Here is a 20163-nt window from a genome sequence, read left to right as displayed (position 1 = left end):
GAAAATGATTAATAAAATAAATAAAATGCTAGGAGTAATGCTTGTTTCAAGTATGCTCTTTGCTTCATGCGAGAAAAATATAGACTTGTCGCCTACGGATACTATTTCGAACGAAACGGCAATTACCAAGTATGATGACCTTGACCGTGCTGTAGTTGGCGCATATTCAAATATTGCTTATACACAGTCGCTTTTTGTTAATACCATTATGGCAGATGAGGCCCGGTGGGCAATCGACAATAATGCCAGAAATTATGGTTTACCTCATAAATGGGCTTTTGACGCTGGAGCAGGAGACGCTCAGGCAGCATGGGCAAATTTATATAATGTTATCGATCGTGTGAACAGAGCATTGGCAGCTTACGATGCTGTAGCCGTTTCCAATACTACACAGGCTGCTGCCAAACCTCGATTAAAAGCTGAATTGCTGGCAATCAGAGCGTTTGCACATGCCGAATTGCTAAGATGGTTTGCTCCAACTTATGAAAACAATTCTTTAGGTGTAGTAATTATGTTGCAGTCAGATATATTGGGTAAACCTCAAAGAAGTACTTTCGGACAGGTTATGACCCAAATAAATGCTGATTTCGCTGAAGCAGATGCATTAATGCCAAGTACTTTTACAGATATTTTTCGTATAACTAAGCCAGCAATTTCAGCGATGAGGGCTAGGGCAGCATTGTATGCAAAGGATTGGGCAAATGCAAAATTGTATGCCAGCCAGGCTATTGCTTTAAAAGGTACATTGGCTACAGGAGCAGCTTATGCTAATATTTGGAGAGACTCAAATACCTCTGAAACATATTTCCAGTTGAGAAGAAATTCTAACACAGGCTCAGTAAGAACACTTTGGACAGATGATAATACTGATGTATTTTTCTCTCCGTCTTATAAGCTTATTGATACTTATAATACAGTTACAGATGTGCGTTATAACGCCTTTATCTTAAATGACGCAGCTGTACCATCATCAAGAGAAAGATGGAAAGTTAATAAGTACCCAGGTCAGGATGCCACAAATCGTTTCAATAACATTAAAGTTTTTCGTGTTTCTGAAATGTATTTGATTTTAGCTGAAGCAAATGCCGAACTAAATGACTTAGGAGGTGCTGCAACTGCACTTAATGCAGTGCGTGCAGCGAGAATTACAGGTTATGTTAATGAAGTTTTCGCTGCTAAAGCAGCGCTTATTGATGGCATATTGTTAGAGAGATTTAAGGAATTGGCATTTGAAGGACATCGCTTTTTTGATTTAAGAAGAAGAGGTTTGCCAGTTGTAAGAAATGATAATGACATTACTTCAGGAGCAGCAATACCTAAAACACTTGCTACCAATGCAAGAAATTATATTCTACCACTGCCACAAGATGAGCTTTTTGCTAATCCAGCAATACAGCAAAATCCTGGTTACTAAAAATCTAAACAAAATCCCGGTTTCTATCGGGATTTTGTTATTTTAGGTAATAATTTTAAACTAGTCTTATGAAATGCTATTATTTGTTTCTTGCTTTTATGCTAACATTTTATTTCTCTTCAGCTCAGACCCAAGGTGAGTTTAGGATGCTTAACAATCAAGCATTCCCCCCCTTGCCCTTGCCTCCTGGAACATTAGTGAAAACACCGAGATATGATTATGTTAAAGGTAATGCATATGCTTTCGACGGTTGGAAAAAGGCCGATTTGACGCTTCAGAATGGCAAAGTTTTTAATGCTATAAATGTAAAACTGAATTTAGTGGATGAAAGTGTAATATTTGAGGGTCAAGACCAAACAGAAATGGTGCTAAACCTGCCGCTTTCGCATATAACTTTCGTTAACGGTAGTACCTATAAAACCATTAATGTGAATAACGAAAGTGGCCTTTATGAAGTTCTTGAACAAGGAACCATCACTGTATTAAAGCATAGTAAAAAAACGGTGATGGAATCTAAAGGATATAATGAAGTAACAGAAAAGCGTTTCACTTTGACAACTAAGTACTACCTCAACAAAGATCAAAATTTTCAGGAAATTAAGCTAGATAAGAAATCTGTAGCAAATGCATTAATAGCACTAGGTGTTACTTCGACTGCTGCAAGTGATGCGAAATTCAACCTGAAAAAAGAAGAAGATATTATTGCTGTTATTAGAAATATCAACCAAGGAATATAAACTATAGATTAATTCTGTGTTATTTCGCTGTTTAAGCACATAAATCTAGCTTCAAAAGAGATGAGGATTTGATTGCTATAGTTACCTATTACAATTCTTTAAAGTAGTGAAATTAAGACTATTTTAACTTAGCGTATTCTTAAAACCATCTCATCCTTTTTAATTTAAGTTTTAAAGGTTATTCTAAACACACAATTATTTTCTAATCCTATTTTAATGTAACTGTATTTTCTTTGATGCAATTTTGTCTTTAAATTCCTGTTTTAAATTGAAATGTTGGGATTCTCGCACCAGAACTCTGATTTTGGCATCATTTGGACAAGAAATACAGATAATAGAGATTGTTTTAATTTTTTTGTAAAATTTGCATTACATTATACTTTTATATACATTAGCGCCACAAATCATTTCATCCCTAACTTAAATTTCATGAAAAAACTTTTACAAAGTTTGTTCGTGTTAGTGTTTATTGCATTTACAGCAGTAGCTCAAGAACGAACAATCACAGGTACAGTTACAAGCAAAGAAGATGGTCTTCCACTTCCTGGTGTAAGTGTAAAAATCAAAGGCTCATCTAACGGAGTAAGTACTACTGCAGATGGTAGATATACCATCAAAATGTCTTCGGCATCAGGCATCTTAGAATTCACATCTGTTGGATTTTTAACGCTATCTAAAAACGTAGGCTCTGCTAATGTCGTTAATGCTGTTTTAGAAACAGATGCCAAAACTTTAACAGATGTTGTAGTTGTTGGTTATGGCTCGGTAAGCAGAAAAGATGTTACCGGATCGCAATCTAGTATATCAGCTAAAGAATTTAATGACAGAGCTATTCCATCTTTCGATAAAGCTTTAGCGGGTAAAGCTGCGGGCGTTCAGGTAATAACTCCAAGTGGCTTGTTAGGTCAGCCAGCTCAGGTGCGTATCCGTGGTACAAATACCATTACTTCTGGTCAGGGGCCACTTTACGTTGTTGATGGTGTTCCGATTGTCTCCGGCGATGTTGGTGGATTTACATCATCAAATGCTTTGGGAGATATCAATCCTAACGACATCGAATCATTCGAAGTTTTAAAAGATGGAGCTTCTACGGCTATTTATGGTTCAAGAGCTGCAGGTGGTGTTATCTTAATTACAACTAAAAAAGGTAAAGCTGGTCAATCTACATTTACATACGATGGTTATTATGCTGTTGGTAAAGTATCAAAAAGATATGATCAATTAAATGCTGCTGAATTTATTGAAATTGCTAATGAGCGTTTGGTTGCTGCCGGCAACTTACCTCAGGCTTTTTCTATGCCTGATGGTCAGGGAGGAATTGTTGATACGGACTGGCAAGATTTTCTTTTCAGAACTGCAACTCAACAAAATCATTCAGTTTCTGCCTCTGGTGGTACAGATAAAGCAAAATACTATTTCTCATTAGGTTATAGCGACCAAGAAGGTGTAATTATTGCAAACTCTTTAAAAAGATATTCAATCAAGGCAAATTTTGATCAAAAGGTAAATAAAGTATTTAGCTTTGGTTTAACATCAGGGTTTACTTATCAAGATAATACTGGTCCTCAAACGGGTAGTAATACTTTATCAGGTAATATTTTTGGTGGTTTACGTATGTTACCAAACGTACCGGTATATGATGCAACTAACGTAACTGGCTATAACATTGCTCCAAACAGAACTGCACTGGGTAGAGGTAATAATTTAATTACAATATCTGATAATATTGGAAACCAACGTTTTGTTTTAGATAATAATATCAGAAGATCTCAGAGCTATCGTTTATTAGCAACTGCTTATGCAGAGGTAAATATTTTTGACGGTTTAAAATTCAGAACTCAGGTTGGTGTAGATAATCAAAACATTGATGATTTTACATATACAGATCCACGTGCTGGTGATGGTGTAAGTAGCAATGGAAGTTTGTCTCAAGTTTACAGCCCATTCATAAGATTAGATCTTCAAAACGTATTATCTTACAATAAAACATTCGCAGAATCGCATAATTTGAGCGTTACTTTAGTACAAGAATTTCAAAATGATAGGTCCTCATTCTTTCAATCTACGGTTTCTAACTTAACCGATATTTACTGGAATCAAAATATTATTACTGGAACATTTGTTACGCCAACAGCAGCTGGAGCTTTAGCAAGAACTGCATTAGAATCTTACCTTGCTCGTGTAAACTACAACTATAAAAACAGATACTATATTGGTGGGTCAATCCGTTCGGATAAAAACTCTAATTTACCAGAAGCAAATCGTAAAGGTTATTTCCCTGGAGTATCAGCAGCATACCGTATTTCAGAAGAATCATTCTTTAAAAATTCATCGAGTTTAGATTTTGTTTCAGATTTACGTATCCGTGGTTCATATGCTGAAGTTGGTAACGTTAATATTGGAAATTTCAGATACCTTGGTCAGTATAATGCAGCTGTTTATGGCGCACAAGCTGGTATCGGTTTCAGTAACATTGGAAACTATAACCTTCAGTGGGAATCTCAAAAGAAAGTTGACGTAGGTTTAGAGTTAGGTTTATTTGATAGCCGAATTAATTTTACTACAGATTATTTCAGACAAAATACTGATGGTTTGGTACAAAATGCACCAACAGCTCCGTCTTTAGGTGTTCCATCAAATACAATCACACAAAACATTGGTAATATCGTTAACTCTGGTTTCGAATTCTCATTAGGTGGCGATGTTGTTAGAACAGAAGATTTCACATACAATGCAAACATCACATTTACTACTCAAAAAAATGTTGTTGGTTCATTAAGAGAAGGACAAGATCAGATAGGTACTTATAACATCATCCGCGTAGGAGAATCTTTAAATGCTTTCTATGGTTATGAGTATGCTGGTGTAAATCCTGCAAATGGTAATCCATTATACGTTAAAGGAAATGGTCAAATTATCCAAGGTAACATCACCAACCAAACTTATAATGTTTACGATCCTGCTAATCCAGGTGCTACTGGTGCTAATGCAATTTTATCTGCAACTACTGATAAAAAAGTTTTGGGTAAATCGTTACCAACATGGTTTGGTGGTTTTAACAATACTTTTACCTATAAAGGATTTGATTTAAATGTGTTTTTAAGATTTCAAGGTGGAAATAAAATCTATAACAGAACTCGTGTAGATCAATTAAATCAAAACTTTGTAAATAACGGTGCTGAAATTTTAGGCAGATGGCAAAGCCCTGCAAACCCTGGTGATGGTGTTACACCAAGACAATGGTTTGGAAGGTCTACATTTATAAACAGAGATGGTGATGCCACAACTCGTTTCTTAGAGGATGGAAAATTCTTAAGATTGGATAACGTAGCTTTAGGATATAAAGTTCCGGTAAGCTTCTCTAGCAAATTAAAAGTTAGCAACATAAGATTATATGCTTCCGCTCAAAATCTTTTTGTAATCACAGGCTATAAAGGTCTTGATCCAGAAACTAACACAACAGGTGCTGGTGTAGACTTTAATGGTAATCCACAACAACGTACGTTCACATTTGGTTTAAATGTGAGTTTTTAATCAAACCAACTAAAGATTTTAAAATGAAAAATAGATATTTTATAAGCAGAAAGGCATGGGTGCTACCTTTACTTGGCTTAATGTTATTTGCGGGTTCATGCAAAAAATATACAGATATTGTACCAGATAATACATTTTCTGAAGATGATGCATATTCAAACCCTCAACGTGCTGCTTTAGCAATTACAGGTGTTTACAGTGCAGCTCAATCTAGTCCATATACTGATGGCACTAATCGTGGCTATCCTTTTGGAGCTGCGAATACCATTCAGGGAGATATGAGAGGAGAGGATATGATGGCTATACCTTCATTCTTCTTAGTGACTTACGAAAATAGTTATGATGCTACTACAGCTAACAACACTGCAATGTGGACAAGCCTGTACGCAACCATTAACCGTGCAAATATTGTAATTGCAAAATTGAAAGAGGCTGTTGCAGCAGGTACTATTACTGCAGAGGTTGCTACTGCAGGAGAAGCTGAATGCCGTTTCTTAAGAGCTTTGAGTTACCACGAATTGTTAATTCACTTTGCTCTACCTTACAATGAAACTGCTGGTGCAACTCATCAGGGTGTCGTTCTTCGTACAGTAGGAATTAACACCCCTGAATTGGTAGAACAGTACAAAAACGAGGGCAGAGGTACAGTAAAACAAGGATATGATTTAATTTTATCGGATCTTGATTTTGCTGAAACCAATTTAGCTGCTCAAACTACTGCTTCCCTTAGAATCACACGTGCAACGAAAGGAGCTGCTGTAGCGTTAAAAACACGTGTTAAATTACACATGGGAGATTATGCTGGTGTAATTACTGAGGGTGCAAAATTAGGAACATCTGCTGCCGGTCCAACTTTTACTGCTCCTGCAACATTAGGAAGTTATGCCTTAACCGCAACACCTGATGGACCATTTGCTAGTGTAGGCGCTAATTATGGAAACTCTGAGTCAATTTTCTCAATAGAAAATTCAACAATCCGTAGTGCTGGTACAAACGGTTCATTAAGTACCATGTATTCAAAAGCGCCGGGAAGGGCCTTAGTTGTTATATCGCCTATCATCTGGAACGATCCATCATGGAAAGCAACAGATCTACGTAGAACTTTATTGGCTACAACAGATGCTGCAACAGGTGTGGCTGCTAAATATTACTTTAGCTCTAAGTACAAAGATCCTGCAACCTGGACTGATGCCAATCCTATCATTCGTTATGCAGAAGTATTATTAAATGTTTCTGAAGCATATGCTAGAAATGGAAATGCAGCACAAGCTTTATTGTTATTAAATGCAGTCAGAAACAGATCTGTTGCTACAGCGGACAGATACACTGCTGCAAACTTCGCAACAAATGCCGCTTTAATACAAGCAATTATCAATGAGCGCCGGATAGAGTTCTTAGGCGAAGGAAAGCGTTGGATGGATATTCATCGTTTGGCTAAAGAAAATTTATATGCGCCAAATGGTATTCCTGCAAAAACTAGCTCTACAATTACTTTTGCAGCTTATAATGCAGGAGCAGGATATACTGGTGTAAGATCAATACTTGCCATTCCTTATCAAGGTGCAGCAACTAGTTTTAGATTTATATGGCCTGTTCCTACGGTTGAAACTCAAGCTAACCCTGTTTTAGCTGGTCAGCAAAACCCTGGTTACTAGTTATTTTTTATGATCAAAAAACCCCAGCATGCCTTGGCCTGCTGGGGTTTTTAATTTTGATAAGAGAGTATTTTCTATTTCTTATCCAAACTATAGAACAGTAAACTGACTTCGATTGATATTTCGAGAAAGCTTTGGTTTAAACAAAATTTCCTTCATCGCAGTTTATTAAACCTATACATCAATCTGCATCTTGATGACATATCATGCATCTTTCGATTTGTCTTGAACAGAATAAATTAATGCAACAATTGTAATTGTTAAAAAAATAAAATGCCCATTTCAACCATGATAGATTAAGTTTGCATTGATTTATTGAGGATTATAGCTTTAAAGAATACTCCTAATTTGTTTGTTTTTTATTGTAAAATTTGCATTACGTTTCAGTTTTATATATTTTAGACCCCAACTAATTAAAACTTTAACTAAATTTTATGAAAAAACTTCTACAAAGTTTGCTCTTTCTTATGCTTATTGCTTTTACAGCAGTTGCTCAAGAACGAACGATTAATGGTACAGTAACATCTGCTGAAAATGGATCTCCCATCCCAGGTGTAAGCGTGAAAGCAGTTGGCACGTCAGCTAGCACGGTAACTGGAAACGATGGAAAATACTCCATCCGAGTAACTTCGTCAACCAAAAGCTTAACTTTTAGCTTTATCGGATTTTCATCCAAAACAGTAGCCTTAACAGGATCAAGCATTGCAAATGTTAAATTGGAAAACGATGCAACAAATCTTCAAGATGTTGTAATTAATGTTGCCTATGGCACAACCACAAAAGGTAAGAACACAGGTTCTGTATCTACAGTTGGGGGTGACAAAATTGCCGAGAGACCAATTACAAACATTAATAGTGCTTTAGCAGGTGCAGCTCCTGGAGTTCAGTTAAATGCAGGTAGCGGGCAACCAGGCTCTGGTCCAACAATTCGTGTTAGGGGTTTCGGTTCTATTTCTGCATCAAACGATCCATTGTATATTGTCGACGGAATTCAATATTCTGGAAACATAGGTAATATAAATGCCGATGATGTGGAAAGTATTTCAGTATTAAAAGATGCGGCTTCATCTGCTTTATATGGTTCTAGCGCTGGTAATGGTGTGATTTTGATTACAACTAAAAAAGGTAAAAAGGGAAAAGAACAATTAGATTTTAGAGTTATTCAAGGTATAACATCTCGTGGTATTCCTGAATATGAAACTGTAAATGCAAATGAATATTATCCATTGGCTTGGCAAGCTTATCGTAATAGCTTAGTTTATCCAGTTACAGGAACCGGTGTTCCTTTGGCAACTGCTAATGCAACGGCAACAAATGGTATTAAAGCATTATTAGGAAACAATCCTTTTAATGTTGCCGATAACGCGATTGTAGGTTTAGATGGTATACTGAACCCAAATGCATCTCTTCTTTATGCTGATGATTTGAACTGGAGAACTCCATTAGAAAGAACCGGACAACGGGGCGATTACTCTATGTCATATAGCGGTGCAACAGAAAAATCTGATTTCTACGCATCCTTAGGTTATCTTACGGAAAAAGGATACATTATCAGATCAGATTTTAATAGGATTAACGGACTCGTTACCATTAACAGTAAACCATTAACCTGGTTTAAAACTGGTTTAAACTTAACTGCTAATATTACAAAATCTAATCAGGCTGATGCAGATGGAAGTGGAAGTATTGTTAACCCATTTAACTTTTCTAGGAATATTGGCCCAATTTATCCGTTATATGCACATAACCAAACCAATGGTGCTTACCTTTTAGATACCAAAGGTAATCAGATATACGATACAGGTAACTTATTAACTTCTTTGGGTATTCCGAACCGTCCATCGGGTGCTTATGCTGGTAGACATATTTTGCAAGAAACTTTATTAAACTCAACTCAAATTAAAAGAAACGTATTAGGAGCAAGAACATACGGCGAAATTTCTTTTCTGAAAGATTTTAAATTAAGAACAAATTTAGGTGTTGATATTTCAAATTATTCTTTTGCTGATTATCAAAATAAAATTGTTGGTGATGGTGCGCCAAACGGTAGAGCAAGAAATACATCTACAACCACTACAACTTACACAATCGAGCAATTATTAACTTACAACAAAAAAGTTGGTAAAAGTACATTTGATGTATTGCTAGCACATAATAATTATGATTATGCTTATAAATATTTAACTGGTGCCAGAAATACACAAATTTTAGATGGCAATAGCGAACTAATTAATTTTGCTACAACAAGTGATTTGAGTTCCTACTTGCAGGATTATAGAAAGGAAGCATTTTTTACCAGATTGAATTATGATTATGATTCTAAATACTTCCTTTCTGCATCATATCGTAGAGATGGCTCATCTAAATGGGGACCTGGTCTTCAATGGGGTAATTTTTATTCAGGAAGTGCTGGTTGGTTAGTTAGTGAAGAAAACTTTATGAAAAATGTTAGTTGGGTTAGTTATTTAAAGCTTCGCACTTCTTATGGTTCATTAGGTAACGATGATTTGTTAAATCCAAACGGGTCTAGAAGTTACAATTTAGATAGGTCGCTTTATAGTTTAGATTATAATAACTCTGCTGAACCTGGTATTCTTTTACAAAGTCTTGCAAACCCTAATATCACTTGGGAAACACAAACTCAAATAGATGCAGCATTAGAATTCGGTTTATTTAAAAACCGATTGCATGGTAGTTTTGAGGTTTTTAATAAGCAATCTAAAGATTTATTGTTCAATGTACCTCTTCCTCTATCATCAGGTTTAGGAATTGGTAACGGTACCGGAACATTCCCTAAAAACATTGGTAAAATGTGGAATAAAGGTATTGAAATTAACTTAGGTGGTGATGTGATCAGAGTGGGTTCATTTAAATGGGCTATGGATATAAATTGGTCTTTAATTAGAAACAAAATCACAAAAATGCCCGATGAAACACCAACAATTATCGATGGAACAAAACAATACGCTGTTGGTCAATCAAGATATCAATACTGGTTACGTCAATGGGCTGGTGTTGATCCAGCAGATGGAGCAGGTTTGTATTTAATTAATCCATTAAGTCCAGGTACAGCTGCTGATACGAGAACGGTAAATGGTCAAAATTATACTATTAATTCTAATAATGCACTTTATGCTTATTCTGGAACCTCAATTCCTGATTACTTTGGTAGTTTAACAAATACTTTTACTTATAAAGCTTTCTCACTTTCAGTAATTATGAATTACCAAATTGGTGGGCGTGCGTATGATTCAGCATATCAATCTTTAATGTCATATACTAATTATGGTAGTGCTTTACATGTAGATGCTTTAAATTCATGGAAGCAAGTAGGAGATCCATCAGGTATTCCAAGATTAGACGTTGGACGTTCAACATTTAACAATGCAACATCTAGTAGATTCTTGATTGATGCCTCTTATTTAAATATGAGATCAGCAGTATTAGGATATAATATTCCTAAGGTATTTATTAGTAAAATAGGGTTAAGCAAGGCAAATATATATGCATCTGGCGAAAACTTATTCTTGTTATCTAAACGTAAAGGCTTAGACCCATCTGAAAGCTTTTCTGGTGTAAATTCTAATAACTACACACCAACAAGGATTTTTAGTTTTGGTGTAAACGCTTCATTTTAATAAAGAAACTCATGAAAAATTTAAATAAATTACTTTTTCCATTGGCAGTTTTAACACTAACAATGGGTGCCTGTAAAAAGGATTATTTGTACACTAATCCAACGGATGCAGTTTCAAATAATGCTGTTTTTACAACAACAACAAATGCTATGGCGGCATTAAATGGAATTCATAGGTCACTTTACATCCAGTATTCCCGACAAGAAGAAGGAGGACAAGGTGCTGTGAATTTGAATATCGATTATATGGGTGAAGATATTGTAAATACAATAAACACCACTGCTTTTGGAGTTCATAAATGGGTTACACACAGAAGTGCTGCAAATGCAAATAACTCATTTATCTATACTTTTTATTATAGAATTATTACAAACGCCAATTTAATCATTGATAATATTGATGGCGCTGAAGGTAGCGATGCAGATAAAAAGGCAATTAAAGCAGAAGCTTTAACTTATAGGGCGTGGGCTCACTTTCAATTGGTTCAAGTGTTTGGAAAACGCTATGATGCTGCAGGCAACAATACACAGGCAGGTATCCCCATCTCAAATACCTCCAAGGTTGATGGAACTCCTGGCAAGCCAAGAGCTACTGTTGAGGCTGTTTATGCTCAGATAAATTCTGACCTTGATGCTGCTATTTCGGCATTCAATGGTGCTTCTGCCAGACCAAACAAATCGCACTTTAATATTAACGTTGCAAAAGGTATAAAAGCAAGAGTTGCTTTAACTCAAGGTAAATGGGCACTTGCAGCTCAAAATGCGCTCGAAGCCAGAACTGGTTTAACATTAATGACTAATGCAGAATATTTATCAGGATTTAACAGCTATACAAATCAGGAATGGATGTGGGGTAGTAAACAACAGGAGGATCAAACGACTTATTTTTATTCATTTTTTGCTTACTTAGGAACATTCAATTCAACCGCAAACAGGACAAATCCTAAAAGAATCAATTCCGTTTTGTACAACCAAATCCCGGCAACTGATGTTCGTAAAGGTTTATGGGATCCAACTGGTACTAACCCTACCTTTTCGTTACCAGTTGGAGTTGTAACTAATTCAACCGCTAGTTATAGACAAAAGAAATTTGCTGTTGCTGGAACTACAAGCGTTGGTGATGTTGTGAATATGCGAGTTGCTGAAATGTTTTTAATCGAAGCGGAAGCAAGAGCGAGACTCGCTATTGAAGGAGCTACTGCAGAAAATATTAATGCACAAAACGTCTTATTTACACTAGCTAAGAATAGAAACCCAAGTTATGTTTTATCGACAAACACTGGCACAGCATTGCTAAATGAAATTTTAATTCAACGTAGAATTGAACTTTGGGGTGAAGGATTTAGATTCTTTGATTTGAAAAGAATGAATGCACCATTGGATAGAACAGGGGGTAATGCTACAATTGCTTTGTCTGGTGTTTTATCAGTTCCTGCTGGTGGTGTTGAGTGGCAATGGGCGATTCCACAGGCTGAAATTGATTCCAATCCTGCGATTGGTCCATCAGGTCAGAATCCATAAATACTATAACGATCAAAAAACCCCAGCATGCCTTGGCATGCTGGGGTTTTTTGATCGTATTCAAATTACTTTTTATCAACACTATATTTTCCTGGGCCAATGAATATTAAGCCTAAAAACACAATTGCCAACTCGATCGCATGGCTTGCACCTTGTAATCCATCGCCTTTAGAAAAGTGAACTAATGCCGCAATTATCATTGTAAAAATTAATAATATACTCGCTGGTCTGAAAAAGAGTCCAACTATCAATAAAAATCCTCCAAAGGTTTCCGTAGCGGCGGCCATGAAACCCCAAAAAGTTGGTAAGAAGTCAACTCCTACTACTTTCATACTTCCACCTAGTCCAGTCCACCCATCGGGGCCACCGGCTAATTTTGGGAAGCCATGAATAATGAACATGATGCCCAAACCAACTCTTAAAAGCAGTAAGCCTGTGTTTCGGTATTTTCCTAAATTATCTAATATTGCCATTTTATAAATACTTAAAGTGCACGTTATTTGTTTCAATTTTTAATTCAATATCTGCTCCTACAACCATTGTTAGGTTATCATCGATATGGCCCACAGGGAAATTAAAGCAAACCGGATAGTTATACTCTTTTACAATATCCCAAATTACTTCATCCGCAGTTTGGCCGAATGGTATTTTTTCTTGCTCAATTTCGTTAAATGCGCCAATTATTAATCCTTTTAACTTTGCAAGTTTCCCCGCTCTGTTTAACATTCTCAGCATTCTGTCGATAGAATATTCGTGTTCACCTACATCTTCAAGAAATAAAATTTTATCTTCAAAATCCATTTCTGATATGGAGCCTTGGAGCATGCAAAGCAAGGTTAAATTTCCACCTATTAGAGTTCCGCTACAATTTCCTGCCCGATTTTTAAATTCACTTTGATACGTGTAAGATTGTTTTTCTCCGAATAAAGCATTTTTTAAAGATAGCAATGCTTCGGGAGTGGAACTTTCAAATGTATAGGGCATTTGCGCATGCATAGATTGGGTTTGCTGCTGCGAAAAGAGATGAGATAACAAAACGGTGATATCACTAAAGCCTATAATCCATTTCGGATTGTGGGCGAAATTGCCAAAATCCAAGTCATCGATTATTCTGATGGTTCCATAACCACCGCGACCAGCAATTATTGCCTTTACCATTGGGTCATCTAAAAACAATTGAATATCAGAAGCCCTTAAAGCATCGGCTCCTGCAAATTGATTTTCCTCAGCATAAACACTTTTACCAAGAACAACATCCAGTCCCCAACTTTTTAAAGTAGTAATTGCATAATCAATGGTTTTAGGTAATTTCTTTGCCGGGCAAACAATGGCAATCTTATCTCCTTTTTTTAAATATGGTGGCTGTATAATCATGGTTAAAACGATATCTTTGTCAAATTAAATAATTTGTTTTGGATAATAGTAAAATAAAAAGATATACCGTAACTGCGGCACTGCCATATACCAACGGACCAGTACACATTGGGCATTTGGCTGGCGTGTACATTCCTGCTGATATTTATGCAAGATACCTACGTTCGAATAAACGAGATGTAAAATTTGTATGTGGTTCTGACGAAAATGGAGTGCCAATTACTTTAAAAGCTAAACGAGAAGGCATTACCCCGCAACAAGTAGTAGATAAATACCACAAAATAATTGGTGATTCATTCAGGGAATTCGGAGTGTCTTTCGATATTTACCATCGTACATCATCATCAACACATCATCAAACTGCTGCCGATTTTTTCGAAACCCTTTATGATAAAGGTGTTTTTACGGAAGAAATAACGGAACAATATTATGATGAAAAGGCAAAACAGTTTTTAGCTGATCGTTATATTACCGGTACTTGCCCAAATTGCGGTAACGAAAATGCATACGGCGACCAATGCGAAAACTGCGGTTCGACACTAAACGCAACCGATTTAATCAACCCAAAATCTACGCTATCTGGCGATAAGCCAATTTTAAAAGAAACCAAGAACTGGTTTTTACCTCTAGATAAATACGAAGACAGATTAAGAACATATATCGAAAGCCATAAAGAATGGCGACCGAATGTTTATGGACAATGTCAAAGCTGGTTAAATGCTGGTTTACATCCACGAGCAATGACCCGCGATTTGGATTGGGGCATTCGTGTTCCACTTCGCGATGCGGAAGGTAAAGTGTTGTATGTTTGGTTTGACGCACCAATTGGCTACATATCTGCCACTAAAGAACTTTGTAATTACGCCAAGCTTGATGTTTGGAATCCAATGGCCGAAGAGTATTACATCAATAATTTTGAAGCAGATAAGTGTGGCTGGGAAGAATATTGGAAAGATGAAGACACAAAATTGGTGCACTTTATTGGCAAGGATAATATTGTTTTTCATTGCATAATATTCCCTGCAATGTTAATGGCGCATGGTGGTTTTATTCTGGCAGATAATGTTCCTGCAAATGAGTTTTTAAACCTTGAAGGTCAGAAAATATCTACATCGAAAAATTGGGCAGTTTGGTTAAACGAATATTTAAGGGAGTTTGAGGGAAAACAAGATGTTTTACGCTATGTTTTAACTGCTACAGCACCAGAAACTAAAGATAACGACTTTACCTGGAAAGATTTTCAAGCCAGAAATAACAATGAACTGGTTGCTATTCTCGGCAATTTTGTAAATCGCGTTATGGTGCTTACACACAAATACTTTAATGGTGTAGTACCAACCTTAATGGAAATTACCGAACAAGATCAGGCTGTAATAGATGATTTAGCAGCATTTCCGGCAAAAATATCAGCATCTATTGAAAATTATCGTTTCAGAGAAGCTTTATCAGAAGTAATGAATGTAGCTCGACTAGGCAATAAATACCTTGCCGAAACGGAGCCATGGAAACTGATTAAAACGGATGAAGATCGCGTTCGTACCATTTTGCATATTTCTTTACAAATTTGTGCTAATCTTCAAATTTTGATGGAGCCATTTTTACCTTTTACTGCTGATAAGCTAATGAAAATGCTGAACAACGGTAAGCAAGGTTGGGCAGAAGCAGGCTCTATCACACTTATTAAGCGTGGTCATGATATTTTGGAAGGTGTACTTTTGTTCGAAAAAATTGAAGATGCAGCAATTGATTATCAGATAGAAAAGTTAAATCAAAGCAAGGCATCTAATGCGACTACAGTCACATCTATTCCGGCAAAAGAGAATATTAATTTTGATGATTTTTCTGCGATGGACATCAGAGTGGCTACCATCATCGCCGCAGAAAAAGTAGAGAAAACAAAAAAGCTTTTAAAGCTCACGGTAAATACTGGTATTGATGAACGGACAATTGTTTCAGGCATTGCCGAACATTACAAACCGGAAGATATTATTGGCAAACAAGTAAGCATAATTGTTAACCTTGCTCCGAGAGAAATCAAAGGAATTTTATCACAGGGAATGATATTGATGGCCGAAAATTCGGAAGGTAAGCTCGCTTTTGTTGCACCTGCTGATAAATTTGAAGAAGGCAGTGTGGTAAGGTAGTTTACAACAAATGCATTGAAATAGAAATCAAATCTATTAGGCACTTCTAGAGATTGAAGACTAATAAATTTGATTATCTTTGCCAGCTGTGTTAATAATGCTAGTTTATTTTCATAGAAGTATTGCATAATATGGTCCCGTAGTTCAACGGATAGAATAGAAGTTTCCTAAACTTTAGATATGAGTTCGATTCTCGTCGGGACCACTTTTACGTGTTTTAAAACGATTCAAAATCCTGTAAATCAAACAATTACAGGATTTTGTTTTTGTCCAAAAACTATCAAAAATAGGTCGTTTTCGCTCACTTTGGTGAGTAATTCGGTGAGTTTTGGGAAGAATCAAATTTCTACCACGGATTGAGCTTAAAATACTGATTGTCAGCATGTTCGAATTTCGAACATCTTGTTTTAGTCAGGTTGCAAATCTAACTTTGTTAACCTAGTAATTCAAGCTTATGAACCAGAATTTTAGTATGCTTTTCTATCTGAAAAAGCAAAAAAAAGAAAATGAAAATGGCCTGTTGCCGATTTACCTGCGCATCACCGTGGGCGGAAAACGCTCTGAGATTTCAATCGGGAGGGAGATTGAGCCTGAGCAATGGGACAATCGCCGCAACAAAGTCAGAGGCACTAGGCAGGAAAGCCGTGCTTTAAACGATTACATGAATAGCATCATTTCCAAAATCAGGAAAATCCACACCAGTATGATAGACCGTGATGAAGAGATTGATGCAGAGACCATCCGCAACCACTATCTTGGAAAAGGTACAAAATCAAAAATGATTCTTGAAATTTTTCAAGAGCATAATAAAAAAGTGGCCGAGCTTATTGGCAATGGCTACAGTAAGAATACACTAAAGACTTACAAGAGTTCAATAAAGCATCTTGCTGCCTACATTCTAGCGAAGTATGATAAAGCAGATTATCCCTTAATCAAGGTCGACTTTGGATTCATTACCGGGTATGAGCATTATCTTCGGGTGGAGAAAGAATGCGTGGCCATCTCTGCGCAAAAATATATTGTTCATTTAAAGAAGATCGTATTTTTCAGCCTGGCAAGCGGATGGATTATCGCCAATCCATTTCTTCACTATAAACTAAAAGCCAAGCCGTCTCCAAGAACATTTTTGACTCAGGCAGAGCTTGATGCCATGCGCACAAAAAGGCTACATGTGCAGAGGCATATCCAGGTCAGGGATATTTTTGTTTTCAGCTGCTATACCGGCCTTGCCTATATAGATGTCCAAAAACTTAAAAGAAGTGAAATTCAGTTTGGTGATGATGGCAAGGAATGGATTTTTACATCCAGGACTAAAACTGAAACGCCATCCCATATTCCTATCCTCCCTGAAGCAAAAGAAATCCTCGACCGATATAAAGACCATCCCATTTGCGAGATAAAAGGTTTGGCACTTCCGGTCTACTCCAACCAGAGGATGAACAGTTATCTTAAAGAAATCGCTGATCACTGCGGCATCACCAAGACTTTAACCTTCCATTTGGCCAGGCATACATTCGCGACAACAGTCACCCTTTCCAATGGCGTGCCGATAGAAACTGTTTCGAAAATGCTAGGGCATAACGGCCTGAAAACCACTCAGCATTATGCGAAGGTATTGGATTCAAAAACGGGACACGATATGTCTGCACTGGCTGAAAAACTATCTAAGAGCGTAAAGCATAAAGAACCGAAAAAGAAAAAGAGTGAAAAGGTAAAAATCTTGAAACTATATCAATATAAATAAAACATTAACCACCAATCGGCAAATATTTCAGTATATTAGTCTATTAAAGTTTTTTAGTAAATTTGTATTGATGAAGGGAACAAGACAAGCACGGGTTATACTGGTTCATTGGAAGCGATTCACCGGCACTGAGTTGGATGTTTTCTCCAGTCTCAAAAATTTCTGTGATAGTTATCCAGGTTATAGTTATCACACCCTTAGCAACCACTTGTCAAAAAAAAAACTGCCTTTCGAGAATAATCAGATCAAGATTGAACGTAAGCCGGTTCTAACGAAATTAGAGCGGCCCGAGCTTCCCAAGGGTTTATTCTGGGACATGAAATATGCCACAATAAACTGGCAGCAGCCGGGTGCGCTGGTGCCTGTTGCTTGATCTTTGTAAAAAGATCCTGGCTTTTCTGTAACGGACTGGCCGTATTGTTTAAGGAATTTCCCATAGATTCTTTTTTTTAATTAAAATCAGATATAAAGCTAATAAAAACTAATAATATTAGCTAAAAATCTTTCTCCGGCTCATCTGTTAGTTTTCCACAAAACCTGCGGTTGTTGAAAATCAGATGCAGCAATGATTGCCCGTGTTCCGATAGCAGATTAAATACATCTTCAAAAATCAATTCCGCACGACCATGAATCTCTATTTTGGTTCTTGTCGGCAGATTTATCAGGGCAAATTGCGAAACCGGGTTCAAAATTTGTTCACCGCCGATGATATGTATAAAGTGCGCTGGCAGCACACAGAATATCGCAAGGAGGTGTAATCTCCTCTGATCCATGAGATAGTCCATTCCTTTTCCGTTCAAATGAAATTGATAATCCAGCAACCGAAAATTTTGAACCCACTGTCGCTCACGGGGAAACCCGGCAGTGGCAAAAACCAATGAAGGGTCAGTCAAAATATCCCTGACACTATGAATGACACTGGCGCCAGAAGTTTTAGCCCTTGAGGCCCCTTTTAATTTCGCTGCTATAAATAATCTGGTCGTTTCCGCCAGTATCTCATCCCCATTTTCGTTATGGATGACTCTGTGTCCGCCCCAGGAAAAGTAATCCTGCATGCGGTAAGCAACAGCTTTATCGTCTATGATCAGATCATCGGGGTAATCGCTGAAGTAAACCTCGCATTCCTGGTCTATGTCTTCGCAGGTGTGTAGAAATACCTTACCTTTTTCCGAAAAAGATGCGGGATAACCTGTCTCCGCTTCAATCATCACGTTCGCGCCAACTTCTTCTGCTTTTAAACGCATTGCGTCGAGATAACCTGTGCTGTAAATGGTGTCCGCGTCGGCCTGAATAATGAGAATGCTCTCCTGATTGATCCGACTTTTGACCACAATATTCCGCGCATGTTCATTACCCGCCTTTCTGCTCGCTACGATACCCTGTTCTGACTGTTGAAATAAAAAGACAGATTCCGCTATCGAATCCTTACACAGCTCTGTAACGATCCGCTCACCTGAATCTGTAGAGTTGTTGTTGACCAGTATTAAAGTTTTGTGTTTTACCGTTGGAAAGCCTTTACCAAAGCCCAGCGACTGGATCGTAGCAGCTAAGGTGAGCTCCTCATTATAAAATGGGACGACGACGAAAATATGGCTTATGTTTCCCATGGGTAATGGTTAAACGATCATAAAGCTAATAAAATCTTCAAAGATTATATCAACGCTTTGGATCTACGTATAATTTTACAGGCTGACTTTTTCTCCTATCGGCATCATTTCTTTATTAATGCAAGTATAGTGCAATCTCTTTGAGCTGTCAAGGTGGATAAACCGCTTTAAATTGACCCCTTTTCGCCACTTTAAAAAGCCCCCCTTTGCCGAGTTAATTTGATAAGGTCCGCCAAAGCAAAAAGACCCCTTTGCGCCGATCCAAATTGACCCCCTTGAAATCGCAGATTCGTTTGTGCTGAATGGTTTGTAGGAATATGTTTTTGTTTAGCTTTTAGCCGAACAAAAACTGTTGATTACAATGTCCAATAAGCCTATCAAAATGAATAAACTAAGACAGATCATCCGTCTGTACAGTCAGGGGATTGGGACCAAGCGCATCCATGCAATGGTATCAACCTCACGCAATACCATTAAAAAGTATATTCGCATCTGGCAGACACTTGGTATTGGCTATGAGGAGTTCAATGCCAAGAGCGATAGCGATCTGGCCATCATTTTCACTACCCCCGTGGCCAGGATCTCCAGCGCACCCCGTATGCAGATTCTCCAAACATTATTACCCGATTACTGTAAAAGATTGAAGAAAAAGGGTGTTACAAGGGAATCTCTCCATGAGGAGTATGTAAAGAAGCACCCGGATGGATATAGTCGTTCACACTTCAATAATGCCATAATGGTCTATCTGCAGCTTTCCAGATCGGTAATGCACATCGAACATAAAGCTGGCGATAAA

12 protein-coding genes, 1 tRNA gene and 1 pseudogene are annotated in these 20163 nt (G+C 37.2%); 11 read left to right on the top strand and 3 right to left on the bottom strand.

Features of this window, described 5'->3' with window-relative positions; genetic code table 11:
- Positions 1 to 4 precede the first annotated feature (4 nt).
- From D7004_RS16700 to D7004_RS16675, 6 genes are all read left to right on the top strand, one after another.
- A complete protein-coding gene (locus D7004_RS16700; protein WP_123206969.1) occupies positions 5 to 1414 on the top strand; it encodes a RagB/SusD family nutrient uptake outer membrane protein in 1410 nt (469 codons plus the stop codon).
- A 98-nt stretch (positions 1415 to 1512) separates the two neighbouring features.
- Positions 1513 to 2151, top strand: a complete 639-nt coding sequence (locus tag D7004_RS16695) for a hypothetical protein (protein WP_148042830.1) — start codon at positions 1513 to 1515, stop codon at positions 2149 to 2151.
- Between the two features lie 429 nt (positions 2152 to 2580).
- Positions 2581 to 5685, top strand: coding sequence for a SusC/RagA family TonB-linked outer membrane protein (locus tag D7004_RS16690; RefSeq protein ID WP_123207204.1), 3105 nt, complete (start codon positions 2581 to 2583; stop codon positions 5683 to 5685).
- A gap of 23 nt (positions 5686 to 5708) precedes the next feature.
- The gene (locus D7004_RS16685; RefSeq protein ID WP_208646875.1) at positions 5709 to 7340 is read left to right on the top strand and encodes a RagB/SusD family nutrient uptake outer membrane protein; all 1632 of its coding nucleotides are present in this window, start codon (positions 5709 to 5711) and stop codon (positions 7338 to 7340) included.
- A 434-nt stretch (positions 7341 to 7774) separates the two neighbouring features.
- On the top strand, positions 7775 to 10978 hold the full coding sequence (locus D7004_RS16680; RefSeq protein ID WP_123206967.1) for a SusC/RagA family TonB-linked outer membrane protein: 3204 nt from the start codon (positions 7775 to 7777) through the stop codon (positions 10976 to 10978).
- Between the two features lie 11 nt (positions 10979 to 10989).
- Entirely contained in the window at positions 10990 to 12498 is a 1509-nt protein-coding gene (locus D7004_RS16675; protein ID WP_123206966.1) for a RagB/SusD family nutrient uptake outer membrane protein, read from the top strand.
- A 65-nt stretch (positions 12499 to 12563) separates the two neighbouring features.
- Here D7004_RS16675 and D7004_RS16670 read toward each other — a convergent pair whose 3' ends face one another.
- Positions 12564 to 12971: a DoxX family protein gene (locus D7004_RS16670; protein ID WP_123206965.1), complete on the bottom strand. Its 408-nt coding sequence runs from the start codon at positions 12969 to 12971 to the stop codon at positions 12564 to 12566.
- Position 12972: 1 nt separating this feature from the next.
- Positions 12973 to 13872 carry a S66 peptidase family protein gene (locus D7004_RS16665; protein WP_123206964.1) on the bottom strand — a complete coding sequence of 300 codons (900 nt, stop codon included), beginning with the start codon at positions 13870 to 13872 and terminating at the stop codon, positions 12973 to 12975.
- 38 nt (positions 13873 to 13910) lie between these two features.
- Here D7004_RS16665 and metG point away from each other — a divergent pair, with 38 nt between their 5' ends.
- The 4 genes from metG (at position 13911) to D7004_RS16645 (ending at position 18133) form a co-directional block, all read left to right on the top strand.
- Positions 13911 to 16016, top strand: coding sequence for a methionine--tRNA ligase (metG, locus tag D7004_RS16660; protein ID WP_123206963.1), 2106 nt, complete (start codon positions 13911 to 13913; stop codon positions 16014 to 16016).
- 133 nt (positions 16017 to 16149) lie between these two features.
- A tRNA-Arg gene (locus D7004_RS16655) sits at positions 16150 to 16221 on the top strand.
- A gap of 249 nt (positions 16222 to 16470) precedes the next feature.
- Positions 16471 to 17760, top strand: a complete 1290-nt coding sequence (locus tag D7004_RS16650; protein WP_123206962.1) for a site-specific integrase — start codon at positions 16471 to 16473, stop codon at positions 17758 to 17760.
- Positions 17761 to 17830: 70 nt separating this feature from the next.
- Positions 17831 to 18133, top strand: a complete 303-nt coding sequence (locus D7004_RS16645; protein ID WP_123206961.1) for a hypothetical protein — start codon at positions 17831 to 17833, stop codon at positions 18131 to 18133.
- 121 nt (positions 18134 to 18254) lie between these two features.
- On the opposite strand, the gene D7004_RS16640 is transcribed toward D7004_RS16645, so the two are convergent.
- Positions 18255 to 19367: a glycosyltransferase family A protein gene (locus tag D7004_RS16640; RefSeq protein ID WP_123206960.1), complete on the bottom strand. Its 1113-nt coding sequence runs from the start codon at positions 19365 to 19367 to the stop codon at positions 18255 to 18257.
- Between the two features lie 382 nt (positions 19368 to 19749).
- Between D7004_RS16640 and D7004_RS16635 the strand changes: the two are divergent.
- Positions 19750 to 20163 (top strand): annotated as a pseudogene (locus D7004_RS16635) (helix-turn-helix domain-containing protein); the annotation flags it as partial.

Origin of the sequence: Pedobacter jejuensis, assembly GCF_003725795.1 — a bacterium.
GTDB classification, from domain to species: Bacteria; Bacteroidota; Bacteroidia; order Sphingobacteriales; family Sphingobacteriaceae; genus Pedobacter; species Pedobacter jejuensis.
Note: the sequence above shows the minus strand (reverse complement) of the source record. Positions and strands in the feature narration are given on the sequence as shown.

What these genes read in the sequence shown, in the direction of transcription:
- D7004_RS16640 (WP_123206960.1), bottom strand. Translation starts at nt 19,367, where the DNA reads ATGGGAAACATAAGCCATATTTTCGTCGTCGTCCCATTTTATAATGAG.
- D7004_RS16645 (WP_123206961.1), top strand. Translation starts at nt 17,831, where the DNA reads ATGAAGGGAACAAGACAAGCACGGGTTATACTGGTTCATTGGAAGCGA.
- D7004_RS16695 (WP_148042830.1), top strand. Translation starts at nt 1,513, where the DNA reads ATGCTAACATTTTATTTCTCTTCAGCTCAGACCCAAGGTGAGTTTAGG.
- D7004_RS16690 (WP_123207204.1), top strand. Translation starts at nt 2,581, where the DNA reads ATGAAAAAACTTTTACAAAGTTTGTTCGTGTTAGTGTTTATTGCATTT.
- D7004_RS16700 (WP_123206969.1), top strand. Translation starts at nt 5, where the DNA reads ATGATTAATAAAATAAATAAAATGCTAGGAGTAATGCTTGTTTCAAGT.
- D7004_RS16650 (WP_123206962.1), top strand. Translation starts at nt 16,471, where the DNA reads ATGAACCAGAATTTTAGTATGCTTTTCTATCTGAAAAAGCAAAAAAAA.
- D7004_RS16675 (WP_123206966.1), top strand. Translation starts at nt 10,990, where the DNA reads ATGAAAAATTTAAATAAATTACTTTTTCCATTGGCAGTTTTAACACTA.
- D7004_RS16685 (WP_208646875.1), top strand. Translation starts at nt 5,709, where the DNA reads ATGAAAAATAGATATTTTATAAGCAGAAAGGCATGGGTGCTACCTTTA.
- D7004_RS16670 (WP_123206965.1), bottom strand. Translation starts at nt 12,971, where the DNA reads ATGGCAATATTAGATAATTTAGGAAAATACCGAAACACAGGCTTACTG.
- D7004_RS16665 (WP_123206964.1), bottom strand. Translation starts at nt 13,872, where the DNA reads ATGATTATACAGCCACCATATTTAAAAAAAGGAGATAAGATTGCCATT.
- D7004_RS16680 (WP_123206967.1), top strand. Translation starts at nt 7,775, where the DNA reads ATGAAAAAACTTCTACAAAGTTTGCTCTTTCTTATGCTTATTGCTTTT.